The sequence below is a fragment of the Streptomyces globosus genome, assembly GCF_003325375.1.
GTDB lineage: Bacteria > Actinomycetota > Actinomycetes > Streptomycetales > Streptomycetaceae > Streptomyces > Streptomyces globosus_A.
Map to the genome: position 1 here is coordinate 125,151 of NZ_CP030862.1, position 20,073 is coordinate 145,223.

Consider the following 20,073-nt stretch of genomic DNA (forward strand, 5'->3'; position numbering starts at 1 on the left):
TCAGATCTTCTCCTCGATGAGCTGGGACGTGGTGCCGGCGGCGATCAGGCGGGCGAGCTCCAGCCGCTTGATCTTGGTGGTGGCGGTCTGCGGGAGGTCGGACTGGCGCCACTGGACGGGCTCGGCCATCGGGGGGAGCCCGGCGGTGGCGGCCTTCCAGGCGGCGGGGTCGATCGGCTTGTCGTCGCGGGTGCAGACGATGGGCACGGCCCGGCCGGACTCGTCGGGGATGATGATGACCTCGGAGAGCTCTTCGAGCCGGGTGAAGAGGGTGTCCTCGGCGGCGAGGGTCGAGCCGAAGCCCTCGATCATGTCGACCTCGCGGTCGAGCAGGTGCACGCAGCCCCACTTGGTGCGGTAGCCGACGTCGCCCATCCGCCACCAGCCGTCGTTGACCTGCTTGTCGTAGCGCTCCTGCTCGCCGAGGTAGGTGACGATCCGGCCGTCGCTCTTGACCTCGATGAAGCCCGGGTTCGTCTCGGACACCGGCAGGCCGTTGCGGCTGACGACGCGTACGTCGGTCATGCCGGGGAAGGGCATGCCCACGCAGCGGCCGTCGGCGTCGAGCCCGCGGCGGCGGGAGAAGGAGCGGGCGACGGCCGGGCCGATCTCGCTCTGCCCGTACAGCTGGCCGAAGACGGGGGCGGTGCGCTCGGTGGCGGCCAGCAGCCGCTGCACGGTGCGCGGGTGGATGGCGTCGAAGGTGCTGGAGAACAGCTTGACGTTGGCGAGGGGCTTGCGCGGGTCGTCCGCCAGCTCCTCCCACTCCATGAAGGAGTTGGGGTGCGCCTCCAGGATGCCGGGGCGCAGCTGCGCGAAGAGGTCGGCGGCCTTGCGGGGGTCGGAGTCGGCGAGGACGACGATCGGGTAGCCGCGGAAGAGGGAGATGGCGAGGGCGGTGATCAGCCGGGAGTGGACGAAGGAGACGTGCATTGCGATGGTCTCGCGGCCCGGGAGCAGCGGCTTGGTGATGGCGGCCTGCGGGCGGTAGCGCGCCTGGAGGGTGGCTCCGGTGTGGACGGCGAGCTTGGGGGTGCCGGTGGTGCCGGACGTGTGGGTGATCAGGGTGGGGTGCTCGGGCGGCATGGTGACGGCGGGTACGCGGGGGGAGCCGGCGAGGGAGGCGAGCTCGACGGCCTCCTTGTAGCTGCCGGAGGTGAGCAGGACCTGCTCGGCCTCCTCGAAGACCGAGGCCGGCAGCTCCGTCTCCAGCTTGTTCTGGTCGGTGAGGAGGTAGGGCTGGTCGGTGCGGCGGACCAGCTCGGCGACGGTCTCCCCGTCCAGCTTCGGCGACAGCAGCACCGGGACGGCGCCGATGCGGACGGCGGCGCAGGCGAGGAGGGTGATGTCGAAGCCGTCCGACTTGTAGACCACCACGCGGCGGCTGGGGCGGACGTTGGCGGCCCAGAGCCGGGAGGCCATGTCGTCGATGAGGTCGGCGACCTCCGCCACCGTCGCCCGGCGCCCCAGCTGCGGGGCTATGTCCAGGTCGTGGTCGAGGATCACGACGTTCGTCGGGTGCTTCCTGGCGGCCCGCTCGAAGAGCGTGCCGAGTCGGATGCCCTTGTTGCCGATGCGCTGGAGGATCATCGCCTTGCCTTTCTCACGTGACGTGCGGATGGGGGCCGGGGCGGCGGGAGCCGGGTGCGGCGGGGTGCGGCCGGTGCGGCGCGGGTGCGGGGCGGCCGGGGTGCGGGGCGGCGGCGGGGCTCAGGCCTGCTGCTGCGAGGCAGCTTCCTTCTCGATGACGACCTTGATGCGGCCGAGGGTCTCGGCGAGGTCGCCGGCGACCTTGTCGCCCCACTCGGCGAAGAACTGCTGCTTGCGGGCGTCGTCCATCTCGGCGGTGATGCCCTGGATGCCCTCGGTGGCGGCGCCCATCCGGAAGTGGTGGACCAGCAGGGTGCCCTCGCCGTCGGGCTCGATGGTGAAGCCCCAGACGCTGTCCTGCTTCTCGCCCTTGCTGTTGTGCATGGCCCACTGGAAGGTGCGGCCCGGCTCGGCGGCGACGACCTCGGCGTAGGTGGTCCACCGGCCGCGGACCACCGGCGCCCAGGCGACGACGTCCTCGGCGCGCTCGTTGTCGCCGCGGAAGACGGAGCCGACGGCGCCCGGCTCGCCGGTCGTCCACTCGCCGCCGAGGCACTCGGGGCTCCATTCGCCCATCCGGGCCAGGTCGCTGACCGCGGCGTAGACCTCGGCCGGGGTGGCGGCGACGTGGACCTGGGCCCGCGACCTGAAGAGGGGGTTCTGGGTGCCGCTCATGTCTGCTTCCTCCTGCGGTGGGACGTTCCGACTGCCGTCTGCGGCCCCCTTCTTGGCGGCCCGGCTAGATGAACCATACAGTTCAGTTCAACTGAACGCAACGGTACAGTTCAGTTCGGTTCTAGACTGGGCCCGCAGCCGGAGAGAGTTGGGATGAGCGCCATGACCGCACACAGCACCGCCGAGACCGCGCGGCCCGCCGCAGCCCCCGCGGGAGCGCCCACCGGTGCCCGGGCCGCACGCAAGCGGCAGGCCATCCTGGCCGCCGCCCGCACGGTCTTCCTGCGCGAGGGCTTCGGGGCCGGCGTGGACCAGCTCGCCGCCGAGGCCGGCGTCTCCAAGGTCACCGTCTACAACCACTTCGGCAGCAAGGAGAACCTCTTCAACGCCGTCATCGGGCAGACCCTCGACGAGGCCCTGGAAGTCGCCCAGTCGGTGATACAGGCCCGCCTCGCCGAGTCCGACGACGTCCGCGCCGACCTCGTGGAGGCCTGCCGCACCTGGGTGGCCGGCCTGACCACGCCGGACGTCCTCGCGCTGCGCAACGTCATCGCCGGCGAGCGGCACCGCTTCCCGGAGCTCGGCCGCACCTGGCAGGAGGAGGGCCCGGGCCGCCAGCACGCCGCCCTCGCCGCCGCGCTGGGCCGGCTGGACGAGCGCGGGCTGCTGCGCATCCCGGACATGGAGCTGGCCGTGCTCCAGCTGTCCGGGCTGGTGCTCTCCCCGCACCTGGTCTACGGGGTGTACGGGACCCACCTCGGGGAGGAGCTCGGCGAGCGGCTGATCCAGGGCGGGGTGGACATGTTCCTCAACCAGTACGGCACCGGCGCCTGAGCCCTGCCTTCCGTACGGGCCCCGCTGCCGCCGCGGCGGGCCCCGTACGGCCGGCGGCGGCTGCGGGGGGACCCGTACGGCAGCGCGCGGAACCCCCCGGGCGGTGCAGCACCGGGGGGTTCCGCGTACGGCGGGGCGGGCTCGGGCGTCAGCTGTCGTAGCGGCCGAGGCGGTCGCAGGCGTAGTCGTCGAAGGCCTGCTCGATCTCCTCGGCGCTGTTCATGACGAACGGCCCGCTGCGGACGACCGGTTCGCCGATCGGCAGGCCGCTCAGGAAGAGCAGGTCGGCGCCGACCGGCCCGCCCGCGAGCCGTACGGCCCCGCCGTCGTCCGCGAGGACGGCCAGGTCGCCGTCGAAGACCTCTGCCGTGCCCACGGCGCCGCTGCCGGAGAGCACGTACACCGCCGTGTTCCATCCCGCGGGCGCGGGCAGGCGGGCGCTCTCGCCCGGCGCGAGGCAGGCGTGGACGACGGTCACGGGCGTCGGCGTCCCGACCGGTCCGGCCACGCCCAGCGCCGTGCCGGCGATCACCTTGAACCAGGAGCCGTCGAGCCTGCGCACGACCGGGATCCGGTCCGCCGCCAGGTGCTCGGCGCGCGGCCGGGCCCCCTTGTACGCGGCGGGCACGTTCACCCACAGCTGGAGGTGGTGCTGGAGGCCTCCCGCCTCCAGGAGCGCCGGCGCCGGCTCCACCGAGTGGACGACGCCGGCGGCGGCGGTCAGCCGGTGCACGTCCCCCGGGGCGAGGGCGGCGCGCGAGCCGGTCGAGTCGGCGCACTCCAGGGCCCCCTCCAGGACGTAGGTGAGGGTCTCGAAGCCGCGGTACGGGCGGTCGGGCGCGCCCTTGGCCTCACCCGGCCCGAGATGCGCCGGGCCCGCCTGGTCGACCGTCAGGAAGGGGTCGAGGAAGGGGATCTGCGGCGTCGGAAACGCGCGGCGGACCGGGTACCCCTCGCCCTCCAGCGTGTGGAGCGGCTGCAGGACGTCGGCCACCGAGCGGATCGCGGTGGCCGCGGTGACGGCGGAACCCAGGGTGGTCATGATGCCTTCTCTCGTCGTGTGTACGGGGTCGTCCCTCCCATTGCGGTGAACTATACAGTTCAGTTCAGTTGAGGCAAGGTTCTCGGCAACTGACAGATACCGACGGGCCCTGTTGTCCCGCGGGTGCGCCCCCGCCCACACTCCTGCCATCCCCACCGACGCCCACCACGCACTCGCAGGGGCATGCGGACGGCCCCGGCCGCCCCCGCCGTGCGCTGCGCATGCCCCTGCGGAAGGACAGCCCATGACCGATCTCAGGATCCTCGCCATCTCCGGCAGCCTGCGCGCGGCCTCGTACAACAGCGCCCTCGTGCGCGCCGCCCGGAAGTTCGCCCCGGGCGGCCTGGACATCGAGGTCTACGAGGGCCTGCGGGACATCCCGCCGTACGACGGCGACGTGGAAGCCGAGGCGCTGCCGGAGTCCGTCGCCGACCTGCGGCGCCGCATCACCGAGGCCGACGGCCTGTTCATCGCCACCCCCGAGTACAACTACGGCATTCCCGGCGTGCTCAAGAACGCCCTGGACTGGGCGAGCCGCCCCGCCCTCGACTCCTCCCTCACCGGCAAGCCCATCGCCATCGCCGGCGCCGCCCCCACGAACTTCGGCACCGTCCGCGCGCAACTGGCCCTGCGCCAGATGTTCCTGTGGACGGACTCCCGGGTCGTCGTCAAGCCGGAGCTCCAGATCTTCCGCGCCCACGAGCGCTTCGACCAGGCCAACAACCTCACCGACGCCACCACCGTCGAAATCCTGCAGGAGCTGCTCGCCGCGCTCGCCACGAAGATCCGCGAAACCCGCGCACTCGCCTCCAACACGCTCTGACCCCGACCCGTACCCCGACCCGACCCGACCCGCTCACCCCATCCCCCGGCGGACCGGCAGCACCCACCCCACCCTCACCTGCCGGTCCGCCCCCCAAGCCGGAGACCGCCGCTCCGCTGCTCCACACCCCCCCTTCCGAAGGGCCGCCCACCACCCCCGTGGCGGCCCTTCGGCGTGCCCGGACTCTGTAGGGGTCCGGATCCTGCGGGGAGTTGACGAAGCCGCGTTCGTGCAGTGTTCCGCGCATGCGCCATGGGCCGGTGCACAGATGGGGCGTGCGGCGTAATCAGCCCGCTGAGGGGACAGGGTGGTCCGGGGAGTCCAGCCAGGCCCGCTCCCCGTCGCTGTCCACGGTCAGGCCGAACCGATCGAAGCCCGGCCGCCCCTGGCCCTCCCACCAGTGGTAGGCGGCTTCCGTCTCGTCCCACAGCCTTCGCGGGCCGGACTGCACCACTGCGAAGGAGTCGGCCCCCGGCACGTAGTCGGCGGACGCCCACGAGTGCGTGTCGGTGCTGTAGGTCCACAGCGTGTACGTGCCGTCGTCGTAGCGCTCCACAGACCAGAACGCCCCAGGCATCTGAAGCCCGATGGCGAACTGTTCCACCCACCCGCCCACGTCGGCCGGTGTCAGGTCGGTGGTTCTGCCGGCGCCATCCGCAGGCCACGTGCGGCCCTTGAGGTAGGCACCGTGCGGGGGCCGGTCTGCCCGCTGCTGCCGCAGGCGCATGAAAGCACTGGAGCGCGTGAACCGCCCGGCGGCCGTTCCACACCGCACGGTCAGTCGGACGATCGCCTCACCGCCGTACAGCGTTCCCCACGGCGTCACGATCAGCCCACCGGTCGCGGTCTGCTCCACCCACGCTCCGGGAACCTCCCGGACCGAGCACGTCGCGATGACGCGGTCGTACGGAGATCCTCCCGGGTGCCCCTTCCGGCCGTCGCCCACGACCAGTCGAGGGGACAGTCCGGCGTTGCGCAGGTTCTCCCCGGCCCTCTCGGCGATGCCTGGGTCGAACTCGACAGAGACGACGTTCTCGTCGCCGAGCCGGTGGGCGAGCAGCCCCGCGTTCCACCCGGTCCCGGTGCCGATCTCCAGGACCCTGTGCCCGTCCCCCACGTCGAGATCCGCCAGCATGGAGAACACCATGTGGGGCTGGGAACTGGAGCTGGACGGTGTCTTGCCAATCCCGTCCCCGGTGTGGCTGCCGTCGTCCCACTGAGTGGTCAGCGGGATATCGGCGTACACCGCCCTGAACCAGCCTTCCGGGTCCTTCGTGCGATCCACCACGGGGGACTGCCGGGTTCCGTCCGCGATACCGGGCCAGATGCGGTCGGGAACGAACATGTCCCTCGGGACTGCGCTGAAGGCAGGCAGCCAGTCGGGTGGCAAGGCGCCCGAAGCAATGAGCGCGGAGGCGAGCCCCGAAGGGCCCACCTCTTCGGTGCGTGTCGTCACCGTGCCTGCTTGCCCGTCGTGGGACCGGAGCCGTCCGACGTGTTGCCGCCCTCGTCCGAGCCGCCCCCGCCGTGCCTGGCCCCGCTACTGCTGTCGTCCTGCTGACTGCCGCCCTGGCCGCTTCCGGTGCCGCCGCCGTGCTTGGGCATCCCATGCTCCTTCACTCGTGATGGTTGGTCGTTTGCACTCGCCGACCCGTCCTGGTGGGGCCGGGCTTTGGACGCTAGAGGGCGCGCGTGAGCCGACTCCACCAACTTGCGCGAGTTTGCACGCCACTTTGCCGTCGGCGGGCTTGACGGGAAAGGCCGTCATGGCGCTACGGTTTGCTGGGGTCGACCCGAACCCGACCTTGGGCACCGCCCCCACCGTCTGGGCTGACGCGGAAGCGGCAGGAACGGTGCTGCACAGGGTGGAAGTCAGCCCTCGCACTCCGCGCGTCCTTCCGTATGCGAGGAAGTCTGGCATCGGGCAATGCGGCACAGCGATCACGTGACCTGAGTCCAACCGGCGGCCAAATTCATGTCATCCACTTCACCGAAAGCCCAAGCAGCCAGGGAAGCCGTAGCCGTTCGGCTGCGGGAAATCAGGCTCGACGCAGGGATCACGGCCCGAGAGTTGGCTGCCCGGTGTGGGTGGAGTGAGTCGAAGTCGTCGCGGATCGAGCACGCCAAGACGCCACCCAGCGATGCGGACATAAGATCCTGGTGCGCGGCATGCGGGGTGCCGGGGCTTGCCGATGACCTGATCGCCTCCAACCGGCAAGCCGATTCCATGTATGTCCAGTGGAAGCGCCTCCAGCGGACCGGGCTGAGGCGGCTGCAGGAGTCGGGTGTACCCCTCTATGAGCAGACACGGCAATTCCATGTGTACTGCTCCAACGTGATTCCCGGCTTCTTTCAGACCCAAGAATATGCGACGGCTCTGCTGACCTCCATCGCCAGGTTCCGCGGAACACCGGACGATGTGACAGAAGCCGTGGCCGCGCGGTTCAAGCGATCGCATGTAATTCACGAAGGTGACCACAGATTCGCTGTCCTGATCGAAGAGTCGGTCCTGCGGTACCGGATTGGCGGCACGGAAGCAATGGCTGCGCAGCTGGGCCATCTACTGTCCGTGATGGCGCTGCCTTCCGTCTCACTGGGAATCATACCGTTCACGGCGCCCCGGCCGGCATGGCCGCTGGAAACGTTCACCGTATTCGACCGTCAGCGGGTTCACGTGGAAACCTTGTCGGCAGCCATCAAGGAAACACAGCCGAGTGACGTGGCGCTGTACCTGAAAGCGTTCGACAACCTGAAACAGGCTGCATCGTACGGCCCGGACGCTCGCGCGCTCATTGCGTCGGCAATCGGCCTGCTGGACTCCCGGGACTGAAGGCCTGCACTCGAGGGGAGTTGACGAAGCCGCGTTCGTGCAGTGTTCCGGCTTGCCTCCGCCTTGCGAGGATCGGGCCATGCGTGCAGCCTTCATCCAGGAACTGGGCCCCGCCGAGAACATTCGCTACGGCGAGATCGACCCGCCGGTACCGGGCCCGACCGACGTGCTCGTCGACGTCGAGGCGGTCTCCGTCAACCCGGTCGACACCTTCGTGAGGTCGGGGCTTTTCCGCACCCCCGTCGACTTCCCGTTCGCCGTGAGCCGCGACCTCGTCGGCACCGTCGTCTCCGCCGGCCCCGGCGCCCCCGGCTTCGCCCCCGGCGACCGCGTCTGGTGCAACAGCCTGGGGCACGGCGGACGCCAGGGCGCCGCCGCCGAGCAGGCCGTCGTCCCCGTCGACCGGCTCTACCACCTGCCGCCCGGCGTCGACGCCGCCGAGGCCGTGGCCGTCGTGCACCCCGCGGGCACCGCCTACCTGGCGCTGTTCACCCACGGCCGGGTGCGCCCCGGCGAGACCGTCCTCGTCGCCGGCGCCGGGGGGAACGTGGGCAGCGCCCTGGTCGCCATGGCTGTCGAGGCGGGCGCCCGGGTCGTCGCCACCGCCGCCGCCCGCGACGCGGACCACTGCCGGTCCCTCGGCGCCGCCGAGGTGCTCGACTACCGCGACCCGGACCTCACGGCCCGCATCCGCGAGTGCAGCCCCGCCGGGATCGACGTCCACATCGACACCTCCGGGCGGAACGACCTGGCCGCCGCCGTCGACGTGCTGGCCCCGCGCGGCCGCATCGTGCTCCTCGCCGGCGCCCGTTCGCAGCCCGTGCTGCCCGCCGGGCCGCTCTACATGAAGGACGGCTCCGTCGTCGGCTTCGTCATCTCCCACGCCACCACCGCCGAACTCGCCGAGGCCGCCGTCGCGATCAACCGCCTGGTGGGCAGCGGCAGGCTGCGCGCCCGCTCCGTCGAGCGCGTCCCGCTGTCCGAGGCCGCCCGCACCCACCGGCGCATCGAGGACGGCGAGCTCCACGGCAGCCGCGTCGTCCTGCTGCCCAAGGAGTCCTGACGGCCGGACGGGCCCCACCCGGCCCGCCGACGGGGGCGCGGGCCCGCACGCACCGCGCCCCCGGGCCCGCGTCCCGTACGCCGCCGGGCCGACCTGACGCACTGACCGGCGGCCCGGCGCGACCCCCGCCGCCCGCTGCGAGACTCGCGCCATGGACCATCCCCCGCAGCCCGCGTCCGCGCCCGCGCCCGCGTCCGCGCCGCGGCGGACCGGCTGGGCGCCCTTTGCGCTGCTGGCCTCCGTGCAACTGCTGCTCAACGCCTCGGTGTCGGTGACGTTCGCCGCCGGGCCGGCCATGGCGCGGGAGCTCGGCCTCGGCCGCATCGACCTGGTCCTCGACAGCTCCGCCTACGGGCTCGCCTTCAGCGGGCTCCTCCTGCTCGGCGGGCGCCTGGCCGACCGGACCGGCCCGCGCCGCCTGTTCTGCCGGGGCACCGCCCTGTTCGCCGCCGCCTCGCTGGCCGCGGCCCTCGCCCCCGCCCCGCCGTTCGTCCTCGGCGCCCGCTTCCTCCAGGGCTGCGGCGCCGCCCTGGCCGCCCCCGCCGCCATGGCCCTGCTGAGGGCCGTCTACCCCGAGGGCCCCGCCCGCTCCGCGGCCCTGGCCCGCTGGGGGCTGCTGAGCAGCCTGGGCGCCGCTGCCGGCATCGTCCTCAGCGGGCTCCTCACCTCCTGGCCGGGCTGGCGCTGGAGCTTCGGCGTGCTCGGGGCCGTCGCCGCCGCGGCCCTGGCCCTCGCGCCGCGCTTCCTGCCGGACGGGCCCGCGCCCGTACGGGTCCCCCCGGACCTGCCGGGTGCCGCCCTCGGCACGCTCGCCCTGTGCTCCCTCGGCTACGGCCTCGTCATGGCCGGCCCGCACGGCTGGACCGCCGCCGCCGTCCTCGGCCCGCTCGCGCTCGGGGCGGTGCTGCTCGCCGCGTTCGCCGCCGCCCAGCGGCGGTCCCCCGCCCCGCTGCTGCCGCCCGGCTTCCTCGCCTCCCGCCGCCGGGCGACGGCCCTGGTGTGCGCGCTGCTCGGCCCGGCGATCGGCGCGAGCACCGCCTTCCTCCTGGCGCTGTGGTTCCAGCAGGAGCGCGGCTGGTCCGGGCTGCAGAACGCCCTCGCGTTCGTCCCGTACAGCGCGGTCCTGGTCGGTGTCGGATTCGCCGCGGGGCGCACCGTCGCCCGTTTCGGGGTGCGCACCGTCGCGGCGGGCGGGCTCGCCGCCATCGCCGCGGGGCTGTTCCTGATCGGCGCCGCGGGGCTGCGTACGGGCTCCGAGGCCGCGGTCCTCGCCGGGCTGGCGGTCCTCGCGGCCGGCAGCGGCACCCTCGTCTCCGCGGCCGTCGTCGGCGCCGTCGGCACCGTCCCCGACGGCCAGTCCGCGCTGGCCGGGGCGGTCGTCAACACGGCGATCCTGGCCGGCCCCACCGCCAGCCTCGCCCTGACCACCTCCGCCGCCGAGGCCCGCACCGCCGCCCTGCTCGCCGCGGGCGACCCGCACGCCGCGACCGGCGGGTACGCCTTCGCCTTCGAGGCGGCCTGCGCCGTGTTCCTCCTGGCCGTCCCCTGGGCCCTGTACGGGCTCCGCCCCGACCGCCCCGACCGCCGCCCGCAGCCGCCCGCCCCCGCGGTCCCCGCCCCCGCGGAGCCCCCCGTACGCCCCTCCTCCCCGGCCTGACCGGGGGCGCACGCCCCCCGGCGTACGACCCCCGTGCGTCCGCGCGACCGCGCGGGCTCCCTTGACGCGGCCCGGCCGCGGGGGGACGCTCCCGGGTCTTGTACGCAGCGCAGCAGCCGGGGGGCCGCCATGCCGGAGCAGTCGAACGGGTCCGCCCGCACCGCGGGGGAGCTGCGGGCGAGGCTCGCCTCGCTCGGGGCCCGCTGGTCGGTGCTGGAGCACCTCGCCGACGGAGAACCGCTGCCGCGGCCGCCGCTCGGCCTGGATCCCGGGGCGAAGCCGACGACCGCCGCCGAGGCCGGAGCCGTCGACCTGCGCGCCCTCGCCGGCCGGCCGAGCGCAAACCCGCACCTGACCCGGCGCCGCGCCGCGCACGGCCTGCTCGGCCCCGGCCGCGGCCCGCTGCCCGGGGCGCGCCCGGCCGCGGTCGACTGGCGCGGCCGCTGGGGCCGGCCGTGGCTGACGAAGGTCAAGGACCAGTCGCCGTGCAGCTCCTGCGGGGCGTTCGGTGCGGCCGGCCTGGTCGAGTCGATGGCGCGGATCGAGCACTGCGTGTGGGCGGAGCGCTCCCCGGGCGACGTCCACGACGGGCTGCGCCTCGCCTGCGGGCAGGGCTCCGGCCCGGAGACGGCGCTCGACTGGATCCGGGAGAACGGCGGCATCGCCGACCCGGACTGCTGGCCGTACTCCCCGCCCCCGCCGTCCGTGCCCGCCGACCGGCGGGGCGCCTGGCGGGCCGAGTACACCCCGAGTTGGGACCGGTCGGGCCGGACCGTCCGCATCGGCGGGTACGTCCGCCTCGGCGACGTCGAGCAGCAGAAGGTCTGGCTCGACACCGTCGGCCCGCTCACCGCCTGCCTCGACGTGGACGACGACTTCCCGGCGCTCGGCGCGGGCGTCTACCACCGGACCGGCGGCCGCCCCGCCGGCGGGCACTGCGTCCTGGTCGTCGGCTACGACGACGCCGCGGGCTGCTGGCTGTTCAAGAACTCGTGGGGGCCGCGCCACCACGTCGGCGGGTACGGCCGGATCGCGTACGGGGAGTCCGGCGTCGACCACTGGGCCAAGTGCGGGCTGGCCGGCACCGACGTCGACCCGTGGTCCAGGCGCCGCCTGCACTCCGGCAACGTCTACGAGAGCGGCAACGGGCGCGCCCACCGCAACTTCGAGATGGTCGCCGCCTCCGGCGGCCGCCTGCGGCACTGGTGGCGGGAGGGCGACGCCCCCTTCCCGTGGGCCCGCGCCGCCGCGTTCGCGTGGGACGCCTCCGGCCAGCCCGCCGTCACCGGCTCCACCTACAACCGCAACATGGAGACCCTGCACGTGACGACCGGCGGCCGGCTGCGCCACTGGTACTTCGAGCAGTCCGCCGGATCGTGGCGCGACGGCGGCGCGTTCGGCCCCGGCGACGCCGCGGTCGGCTCCACCCCGGCGTTCATCCAGAGCGACTACGGCAAGCCCGGCAACTTCGAGGTCGTCGTCCGCACCGCCGACGGCCGCCTGAACCACTGGTGGCGGATCAACGGCGCCCCCTGGACGTGGAACGACGGCGGCCGCTTCGCCTCCGGCATCGCCCACTGCGGGCCCGCCCTCGTCCAGACCCGCAGCCGCTGCCTGGACCTCGTCGCCGCGCGCACGGACGGCCGGATGCAGCGGTGGTGGCGCGACGACCCGAACGGCTTCGCCTGGCGGCCCGGCGAGGTCTTCGGCAGCGCCGCCGCCTCCGCCCCCTGCATGATCGAGAGCCAGGACGGGGCCGCCGACGAGGACACCGCCGGCACGTACGAGCTGTGCGTCGCCGTCGCCGGCGGCCGCGTCGAGCACTGGCGGCGCAGCGCCGCCGCCGGGTCCGCATGGAGCCGCAGCGCCGTCTTCGGGCACGGCGTGCAGGCCGTCACCGGGATGCTCCAGGGCAGCTTCGGCTTCAACCTGGAGGCCGTCGTCCTGCGCACCGACCGCCGCCTCCAGCACTACTGGCGGGACGGGGCGGGCTGGCACGAGGGGCGGGTGATCGGCGCCGCCTGAGCGCCCCGCGCCGCCCCGGGCCGCCCCGGGGCCGTACGGGGCCCCGTCCCGGCGGGGCGCGGGCCGGGCCCGGCGCCGACCGGTCAGGGCCCGGCGCCGACCGGTCAGGCCCGGCGCCGACCGGTCAGCCGGTGCTGCACCGCCTCCAGCGGGCCCCGGTCGAAGCGCCGCAGCCACAGCACGGACCCGGCCGCCAGCGCCGTCGACACCGCCGCCCACAGCCCCATCACCCACCAGGGACCGGTCCCGGCGAGCCGGCCGGCGAGGCCCAGCCCGAAGCCGTAGCAGACCAGCATGCACAGCACGTTCTGGCCGACGTACGCGGACAGCGCGGTCCGTCCGATCGCGCCGAGCGCGGCCGCCCCGGGGAGGGCGAAGCGGTCGAGGGCCCAGCCGATGAGGCCGATGTAGCCGACCGCGACGAGCGGCGCGACGGCGTAGCGCCCGAGGAAGAAGAAGTCGTCCCCGCCGAGCCAGACGGCCGCCCCGAGCGGCAGGCCCGCCCCGAGGCCCCAGCGGGCCATCCGGACGCGGATCCGGCGCCCGGCGCCGGTGGGCGCGAACGCGCCGGCCCGGTAGAGGCGCACGCCCAGCAGGAAGAGGAAGAGGAGCAGGCCGAAGGTGGCGACGGGCTCGATGCGCAGCGCGAGGGCGTTGTCGAGGCGGAAGCGGACCTGGTCGGCCCAACTGCCGTCGGCGTACAGGGCGACGGCCTCCGGGTCGGGCTGTCGGTCCTTCCCGTCGGGGGAGGCCGCGAGGGCGAGGGTCAGCAGCCCGACGAGGAGGAGGTGCAGGCCGCCCGCCGTCCACATCACGGCGCTGCGCACCCGCTCGGAGCGGGCCAGCAGCCAGGCCGTCAGCAGCGCGGTGACGGCGTACCCCATCAGCACGTCCCAGGCGAAGACGAGCACGAAGTGGACGGTTCCCTCCAGGAACAGGAACGCCGCCCGCCGCGGGTACCGGCCCGGCCACGGCTCGCCGCGGCGCGCGGCGGAGTCGTACTGGATGGCCAGCCCCACGCCGAACAGGACGGTCAGGAGGGCGAGGAACTTGCCGTCGGCCAGGAAGCGGAACACGGACTCGGCGATGTTCGCCGCGGACGGGTCCGCGAGCGGATCGGGGGCGTCCAGACCGCCCTGGAGCACGCCCCACTCGGAGCCGGGCGCGGCGAAGATCCAGACGTTGGTCATGAGCGTGCCGAGGATGGCGGCGCCGCGCAGGACGTCCAGCAGCGGAAGCCGGGTCGCGGTCACACGGCTCCCCGGGAGGGTGGTGGTGTGTGCCATGGCTCCAGCCTCCCGGCGCGCCCGGCCCCGTACGTCGTGCAGGTGGACGAAGCGGGACTACATCCTTCGATGCAGCGGGGCCGGCCCGTTCTCGTCCGCATCATGGAACGCCATACACATGTACGACACATGTATCTATGCTGTGCGCATGCCCGCCCCCGCCCCTGCTCCCGCCCCGGCCCCCGCATCCGCCGCCGACCCCGCGGTGGGCGCGGCGCTCGGCCCCAGCGCCGCCGACCGCGTCTACCGGCACGTCAAGGAGCACGTCCTGGACCGCCGCTACGAGGGCGGCACCCTGCTCACCGAGGGCGGCCTCGCCGCCGCCGTGGGCGTCTCCCGCACCCCGGTGCGCGAGGCGCTGCTGCGCCTCCAGGCGGAGGGGCTGCTCCGCCTGTACCCGAAGAAGGGCGCGCTGGTCCTGCCGGTCTCCGCGCAGGAGATCGCCGACGTCGTCGAAACCCGGCTGCTCGTCGAGGAGTTCACCGTCCGCCGTGCCGTCCCCGCGCCGCCCGCGCTGCTGGAGCGCCTGGAGGCGCTCCTCGGCGAGCAGCGCCGGCACGCCGCCGCCGGCGACGCCGCCGCGTTCTCCGCCGCCGACCGCGCCTTCCACGCGGAGATCGTCCGCGGCTCGGGCAACACCATCCTCTGCGGCCTGTACGACCAACTGCGCGACCGGCAGCTGCGGATGGGCACCGCCCTCCTGCACGACCGGCCCGACCGGGTGGAGCGCTCGCTGGCCGAGCACGCGGGCATCCTGGCCGCCCTGCGCGCCGGGGACGCGGACGCGGCGGCCGCCGCCGTACGGGCGCACGTGAGCCGCGTCGCGGAACTGGTGCGGGGGACCGGCCGGTGACCGGCCCCGCCGCAACTCCCGCCGCCGCACCCGCCCGCCTCCCCGCGGACCCCCCGGGCGGAAGGCGGGCGCTGGCCGTCTGGTCGATCGGCGTCGCCGTCTACTTCGTCGCCGTCATCTTCCGCACCAGCCTCGGCGTCGCCGGGCTGGAGGCCGCGGACCGCTTCCACGTCTCCGCGTCCGCCCTCTCCACCTTCTCCCTCCTCCAACTCCTCGTCTACGCCGGCATGCAGGTCCCCGTCGGCCTGATGGTGGACCGGCTCGGCACCAAGCGGGTGCTGACCCTGGGCGCGGCCCTCTTCACCGCCGGCCAGCTCGGCTTCGCGCTCGCGCCCTCGTACGAGTCGGCGCTCGCCGCCCGCGCCCTGCTGGGCTGCGGCGACGCCATGACCTTCATATCCGTCCTGCGGCTGGGCACCCGCTGGTTCCCCGCCCGCCGCGCACCGCTGATGGCGCAGCTCGCCGGCCTCGTCGGCATGGCCGGCAACCTCGTGTCCACCCTCGTCCTCGCGCCCGTCCTGCACGGGCTGGGCTGGGCGGCGGCCTTCGCGGGCAGCGCGGCCGCGGGCCTGGTGGTGCTCGTCCCGCTGGTGCTGTTCCTGCAGGACGGCCCGGAAGGCGCCGGGGCCGGCCCGGAGGCCGCCGCCGTGCCGGGCACCGGCCGCACCGGGTCCGCCCGCAGCCGGATCCGGGACTCCTGGCGCGAGCCCGGCACCCGCCTGGGCCTGTGGGTGCACTTCACCACCCAGTTCCCCGCGATGGTGTTCCTGCTGCTGTGGGGCATGCCGTTCCTCGTCGAGGCGCAGGGGCTGCCGCGGACGACCGCCGCCGGACTGCTCACCCTCATCGTCGCCTCGAACATGCTCTTCGGGCTGGTCTACGGCCAGGCCATAGGCCGCCGCCAGAGCGCCCGCGCCCCGCTCGCCCTCGGCACGGTCGCGCTCACCGCCGCCCTGTGGGCCGCTGTCCTCGCCGTGCCGGGCGGCCGCGCGCCGATGTGGCTGCTGGTCGCGCTGTGCACGGTGCTCGGGACGTGCGGGCCCGCCTCGATGATCGGCTTCGACTTCGCCCGCCCGGCGAACCCGGCCGAACGGCAGGGCACCGCCTCCGGCATCACCAACATGGGCGGCTTCCTCGCCTCGATGACCACCCTGCTCGCGATCGGCGTCCTGCTCGACACGACGGACGGCGACTACCGGGCCGCCTTCTCCTCGGTCTTCGCCGTGCAGCTCCTCGGCATCTCCCGGATCCTGCGGCTCCGCGGCCGCGCCCTGACCCGCGAACGCGAGCGCGAGCGCGAGCGGGAACGGGAACGGGAACGGGAACGCGAGCGCACGGCGGCCGCGTCGCAGCCGGCTGCTACGGCGTGACGGCGAAGTTCGCCAGGATCGCGTCGGCCAGCTCCTGGTCGCCCTCGACCTTCAGCCGGTCGCCGACCGCGTGCGGCCGGACCCGGCCCGCCGCGAGGCGCACGTACGTCTCCCAGTCCATCGCCAGCGTGACCGCCGGGCCCAGCGAGGGCGTCGAGTCGATGCTGCCGCGCCCACCGCCGTCGACGCGCACCGTCCGCAGGAACTCCACCGGCCCGTGGACGTCCACCACGACCGCCGAGTTCGCCGGCGCGCCCGCCTTCTTCGCGACCACCTTCGGCAGCTCCGCCAGCATCAGGTCCCGCGCCACGTACGCGCCCGGCGAGTCCCAGTTGCCCGGCACGCCGAGCGCCGCCCGCAGGTCCTGCTCGTGGATCCACACGTCGAACGCCCGCAGCCGCAGCGCCAGCTCCAGCGTCACCTGGTCGCCCAGCGGCCCCCGCACGAGCGTGGCCGGATCCCGCTTCTCGTTGCGCAGCTGCCGCGACCGCCTGATGAGCGTGTACTCCAGCTCCGAGGTCATCTCCGGCGCGGTGTGGTGCCGCCGGACGTCAACCTGGACCTCCATGTAGCGGGTGAACTCGTCCACCACGTGCCGCAGGTCCCGGGGCAGCGTGTGGATCGGCCGCGGGTCGCCGAGCATCTCGGTCTCGATGCCGATGACGTGCGAGACGATGTCCCGCACCGACCACCCGGGGCACGGTGTCGCCCGGTTCCACTCGCCCTCCGTCAGCGGGAGGACCAGCTCGGATATCGCCTCGACGGAGTGGGTCCACGCGTCGGCATAGGGCTGGAGGCTGGGATGCGGATGGACGGTCAAGGGGACCCCTCGCGAGCTGTTCGGTGGCGCGTTTTCCGGAAGCGGTGGACTGAATCCCAAACTACGCTGCCGGTGAGCACCCCGGCAGTGCTTTCGTGTGACGATCGTAGGCCCGAATCGGCGGCTTGAACGCCAGAACGGTGGTAGTGTGCGCGCCTCGCTCATCCAAATCGCGGTGTCCGACGGGGAGTCGGTGGCCCGCCGCCGGGCCCGCGCGGCCGATCTCGTACGGGAGCAGGCCGGCTCGGACCTCGTCGTGCTGCCCGAGCTGTGGACCGTAGGCGCCTTCGCCTACGAGCTGTTCGAGACCGAGGCCGAGCCGCTCGACGGCCCCACCTTCGAGGCGATGTCGAAGGCCGCGGCTGACGCGGGCGTCTGGCTGCACGCCGGCTCGATCGTCGAGCGCGCCGGCGACGGCTCCCTCTACAACACCGCGCTGACGATCTCCCCTGCGGGCGAGCTGGCCGCCACGTACCGCAAGATCCACCGCTTCGGGTTCGACCAGGGCGAGGCCGTGTTGATGGCGGCCGGCGACTCCCTGACGACCGTGGCCCTGCCGGAGCAGACCCTCGGCATCGCCACCTGCTACGACCTGCGCTTCCCGGAGCTCTTCCGCGGCCTCGTCGACGCCGGGGCGACGACGCTGGTCGTGGCCGCGGGCTGGCCGGCCCGCCGCCGCGCCCACTGGACCCTGCTGAACCGGGCCCGCGCCGTCGAGGACCAGTCGTACGTCCTGGCCTGCGCCCTGGCCGGCACCCACGCGGGCGTCGAACAGGCCGGCCACAGCCTGGCGGTGGACCCGTGGGGCGAGGTCCTGGCCGAGGCGGGCCCGGAGGAGACCGTCCTCCACGTCGACCTGGACCCGGAGAAGGTCGCGGAGACCCGCGCCCAGTTCCCGGCCCTGAAGGACCGCCGCCTCTAGGGCCGGCGCGACGGCGGCCGGAGCCCCGGTCCGACCGCAGGACTAGGTTGGGGCCATGGCCCTGCTCTACGTAACCGACCTGGCGTACCCGGCGCGCGGACGCCGCTACGGCGACGAGGATGTCCACCTCACCTCCCGCCTGCGCGAGCACTTCGACCTGGCCCTGTGCCACCCCGGGGACGCCGCGGCCCTCCTCGCGCACGGCTTCGACGCGGCGGTCGTCCGCAACAGCGGCCCGGTGATCCACCACCGCGAGGAGTGGGACGCCTTCCGCGCAGCGGCCCGTGCCACCGGGACCCGGGTCTACAACCCGCTCACCGGCCGCGGCGACATGGCGGGCAAGCAGTACCTCCTGGACCTGACCGCAGCGGGCCTCCCGGTCATCCCGACGATCGACGACCCGGCCGACCTGCACCTCCTCCCGCGGTCCGCCGCGTACGCGGTCAAGCCGAAGGAGGGCGCGGACTCGATAGGCCTCCACTACACCCCCGCCCCCTCCCCCCGGCCGGGCACGCACCTGATCCAGCCCCGCATCGACTTCGCGTACGAGGTCTCCTTCTACTTCGTGGACGACACGTTCCAGTACGCCCTCCACGCCCCCGACCCGGACCGCCGCTGGGAGCTGGCCCCCTACGACCCGACCCCCGCGGACCTGGCCTTCGCCCGCACGTTCATCGAGTGGAACACCCTCGACCACGGCATCCAGCGCGTGGACGCCTGCCGCACCCCCGAGGGCGGCCTCCTCCTGGTCGAACTGGAAGACCTCAACCCCTACCTCTCCCTGGACCGCCTCCCCGCCCCCACCCGCACCGCGTTCACCACGGCCCTCGTCCACTCCCTCCACACCTTCCTGGAGGCCTGACGCGGGAGCGGGGCGCACACTGATCCGCCGCCCACGGGCGGATGGCAAGCTTGCAGGATGAAGCCGGGCGTGTCGGTCGCCCTCGACACGATGCCGCCCCGGCGCCCACCCCCACCCCCGCGCCCCGCCGTGCCCGTGTCTGTGCCCCCGAGCTCGACCGCCTGTCCCGCAAGAGCATCGGCGAGGTCGGCAAGGCGCTGGACGACACAGGCCGGGTCGGCGGACGGCGTCGGCAACGCCAAGCGGTACCTACGCCAGCGGAGCCAGTGGATCGGCGGACAGCCGCCTTACGGGCTGCTGGTGGACCGGAGGTGAAGAAGCTCGTCCACGGCCCCGAGACCGCCGTCTACGCCCGCCTGATCGCCGACGAAGCGCTGTCCGGGAAGGCGCTCGTCCACATCGCCCGGCTGCTGAACGAGCACGGGGTGGAGTCCGCCCGGGGAGGTGAGTGGAACTCGTCCAGCGTCATGCAACTCCTTCGTTCACCGGCCTTCGCCGGTCTCATGCCGCAGACCGAGTACGAGGAGGGGGAGCCAACACCGGTCCGTCGCCGGTCGACCGGCGGAAAGCGGGCAGCAAGCACCACCTGATCTGCCTCAAGAAGCACAACTCGTGATCGTGTTACGGGCCCTACGGAAGGTCAGACGACCACTTCCTTTTTGACCTTGGAAATGAATTTGTTGACCAAATTTTCGCATTCTTGGACGGCCTCGACGAACTTTTCCCCGTTGTACGGCTCATCGCCCTGGAATCCGTTGGAGAGCTGCAATGCGGCCTTGTCGCGAGCGGCAGACAGCTTCCGGGCGATGTCGCCTGCGCTCGGGGTGCCTACGAGGAGCACTGCCGTTTCAGTCTGCCAGGATCGGCTATGGGCAGGAACGAATGACGTATTGTATTCGTCGAGAGCTGCTTGATGCGTTTTCGCGCTCGCCTTCTCGTCTTTCTCCAGGATCCACGCGTCCAGCATATTGGATACGCCAAGCGCCTTGCTTTGCCAGGTCTGATATTCGGAGACCAGGTCGACGTAACTCTTTCGGCGGATATCGGCTCGCCTCTCCTCACGGGCGCGTTTTTGGGTATCTTCGTTCTGCTGGTAAACGAGAATGCTTCCAGCGATTCCACCCAATGAGCCGATCAGGGTTCCGGCGATGCCGGCCAAGGCCACCCAGCGAGGACCGGACGCGACACGATCAGTAGTCTCTTGTTCCGGGTTGCTCATCACAGGTCTACTTCCTACCCCACCAGCACGAAAGCACAGCGTGATTGAGCTGGGAGAGTGAAAGACCCGCGGGCTGGCCTTTCGTGGGCTCTGACCAGCGCATATCGACCGCCGAAGGCGCGAGAGCGGCACAGTTGACGCCCTGCAACGCCCGCCGAAAGCCCCACCCCGTGGGGCTTTCGGCTCATCAGGTGCCCCGTCG

19 protein-coding genes are annotated in these 20,073 nt (G+C 73.3%); 11 read left to right on the forward strand and 8 right to left on the reverse strand.

Annotated features, from left to right (window positions below):
- Positions 1 to 1,590: a class I adenylate-forming enzyme family protein gene (locus C0216_RS00560; RefSeq protein WP_114053350.1), complete on the reverse strand. Its 1,590-nt coding sequence runs from the start codon at positions 1,588 to 1,590 to the stop codon at positions 1 to 3.
- Between the two features lie 120 nt (positions 1,591 to 1,710).
- Positions 1,711 to 2,265: an SRPBCC family protein gene (locus C0216_RS00565; protein WP_114053351.1), complete on the reverse strand. Its 555-nt coding sequence runs from the start codon at positions 2,263 to 2,265 to the stop codon at positions 1,711 to 1,713.
- A gap of 162 nt (positions 2,266 to 2,427) precedes the next feature.
- Between C0216_RS00565 and C0216_RS00570 the strand changes: the two genes are divergently transcribed.
- On the forward strand, positions 2,428 to 3,099 hold the full coding sequence (locus C0216_RS00570) for a TetR/AcrR family transcriptional regulator (RefSeq protein ID WP_114058365.1): 672 nt from the start codon (positions 2,428 to 2,430) through the stop codon (positions 3,097 to 3,099).
- A gap of 148 nt (positions 3,100 to 3,247) precedes the next feature.
- Here the strand turns inward: C0216_RS00570 and C0216_RS00575 are convergent, their stop codons facing one another.
- A complete protein-coding gene (locus C0216_RS00575) occupies positions 3,248 to 4,141 on the reverse strand; it encodes a pirin family protein (RefSeq protein WP_162793090.1) in 894 nt (297 codons plus the stop codon).
- A 244-nt stretch (positions 4,142 to 4,385) separates the two neighbouring features.
- Here C0216_RS00575 and C0216_RS00580 point away from each other — a divergent pair, with 244 nt between their 5' ends.
- Positions 4,386 to 4,964, forward strand: a complete 579-nt coding sequence (locus C0216_RS00580) for an NADPH-dependent FMN reductase (RefSeq protein ID WP_114053353.1) — start codon at positions 4,386 to 4,388, stop codon at positions 4,962 to 4,964.
- Between the two features lie 286 nt (positions 4,965 to 5,250).
- On the opposite strand, the gene C0216_RS00585 is transcribed toward C0216_RS00580, so the two are convergent.
- Both C0216_RS00585 and C0216_RS33790 read right to left on the reverse strand, forming a co-directional pair.
- A complete protein-coding gene (locus C0216_RS00585) occupies positions 5,251 to 6,420 on the reverse strand; it encodes a methyltransferase domain-containing protein (RefSeq protein WP_174250324.1) in 1,170 nt (389 codons plus the stop codon).
- A complete protein-coding gene (locus C0216_RS33790) occupies positions 6,417 to 6,569 on the reverse strand; it encodes a hypothetical protein (RefSeq protein WP_174250325.1) in 153 nt (50 codons plus the stop codon). The genes C0216_RS00585 and C0216_RS33790 overlap by 4 nt, the downstream gene beginning before the upstream one ends.
- A gap of 370 nt (positions 6,570 to 6,939) precedes the next feature.
- On the opposite strand from C0216_RS33790, the gene C0216_RS00590 reads away from it, so the two are divergent.
- From C0216_RS00590 to C0216_RS00605, 4 genes are all read left to right on the forward strand, one after another.
- A complete protein-coding gene (locus C0216_RS00590; RefSeq protein WP_114053354.1) occupies positions 6,940 to 7,794 on the forward strand; it encodes a helix-turn-helix domain-containing protein in 855 nt (284 codons plus the stop codon).
- A gap of 79 nt (positions 7,795 to 7,873) precedes the next feature.
- The gene (locus C0216_RS00595; RefSeq protein ID WP_114053355.1) at positions 7,874 to 8,857 is read left to right on the forward strand and encodes an NADPH:quinone reductase; all 984 of its coding nucleotides are present in this window, start codon (positions 7,874 to 7,876) and stop codon (positions 8,855 to 8,857) included.
- Positions 8,858 to 9,008: 151 nt separating this feature from the next.
- Positions 9,009 to 10,514, forward strand: a complete 1,506-nt coding sequence (locus tag C0216_RS00600) for an MFS transporter (protein ID WP_114053356.1) — start codon at positions 9,009 to 9,011, stop codon at positions 10,512 to 10,514.
- Positions 10,515 to 10,643: 129 nt separating this feature from the next.
- A complete protein-coding gene (locus C0216_RS00605) occupies positions 10,644 to 12,539 on the forward strand; it encodes a C1 family peptidase (RefSeq protein ID WP_114053357.1) in 1,896 nt (631 codons plus the stop codon).
- 104 nt (positions 12,540 to 12,643) lie between these two features.
- Here C0216_RS00605 and C0216_RS00610 read toward each other — a convergent pair whose 3' ends face one another.
- Entirely contained in the window at positions 12,644 to 13,825 is a 1,182-nt protein-coding gene (locus C0216_RS00610) for a DUF418 domain-containing protein (RefSeq protein WP_114053358.1), read from the reverse strand.
- A gap of 148 nt (positions 13,826 to 13,973) precedes the next feature.
- Here C0216_RS00610 and C0216_RS00615 point away from each other — a divergent pair, with 148 nt between their 5' ends.
- Together C0216_RS00615 and C0216_RS00620 are read left to right on the forward strand one after the other, a co-directional pair.
- The gene (locus C0216_RS00615; protein WP_114058367.1) at positions 13,974 to 14,678 is read left to right on the forward strand and encodes a GntR family transcriptional regulator; all 705 of its coding nucleotides are present in this window, start codon (positions 13,974 to 13,976) and stop codon (positions 14,676 to 14,678) included.
- Positions 14,675 to 16,048, forward strand: coding sequence for an MFS transporter (locus C0216_RS00620; RefSeq protein ID WP_114053359.1), 1,374 nt, complete (start codon positions 14,675 to 14,677; stop codon positions 16,046 to 16,048). The genes C0216_RS00615 and C0216_RS00620 overlap by 4 nt, the downstream gene beginning before the upstream one ends.
- Here the strand turns inward: C0216_RS00620 and C0216_RS00625 are convergent.
- A complete protein-coding gene (locus C0216_RS00625) occupies positions 16,038 to 16,868 on the reverse strand; it encodes a maleylpyruvate isomerase family mycothiol-dependent enzyme (protein ID WP_114053360.1) in 831 nt (276 codons plus the stop codon). The genes C0216_RS00620 and C0216_RS00625 overlap by 11 nt on opposite strands.
- A gap of 148 nt (positions 16,869 to 17,016) precedes the next feature.
- Here C0216_RS00625 and C0216_RS00630 point away from each other — a divergent pair, with 148 nt between their 5' ends.
- The 3 genes from C0216_RS00630 (at position 17,017) to C0216_RS33290 (ending at position 19,242) form a co-directional block, all read left to right on the forward strand.
- A complete protein-coding gene (locus tag C0216_RS00630; RefSeq protein ID WP_114053361.1) occupies positions 17,017 to 17,790 on the forward strand; it encodes a carbon-nitrogen family hydrolase in 774 nt (257 codons plus the stop codon).
- Between the two features lie 55 nt (positions 17,791 to 17,845).
- Positions 17,846 to 18,652: a hypothetical protein gene (locus C0216_RS00635; protein WP_114053362.1), complete on the forward strand. Its 807-nt coding sequence runs from the start codon at positions 17,846 to 17,848 to the stop codon at positions 18,650 to 18,652.
- A gap of 311 nt (positions 18,653 to 18,963) precedes the next feature.
- Positions 18,964 to 19,242, forward strand: a complete 279-nt coding sequence (locus tag C0216_RS33290; protein ID WP_162793091.1) for a recombinase family protein — start codon at positions 18,964 to 18,966, stop codon at positions 19,240 to 19,242.
- 50 nt (positions 19,243 to 19,292) lie between these two features.
- Here the strand turns inward: C0216_RS33290 and C0216_RS33295 are convergent, their stop codons facing one another.
- Positions 19,293 to 19,871: a hypothetical protein gene (locus C0216_RS33295; protein ID WP_162793092.1), complete on the reverse strand. Its 579-nt coding sequence runs from the start codon at positions 19,869 to 19,871 to the stop codon at positions 19,293 to 19,295.
- Positions 19,872 to 20,073: the final 202 nt, after the last annotated feature.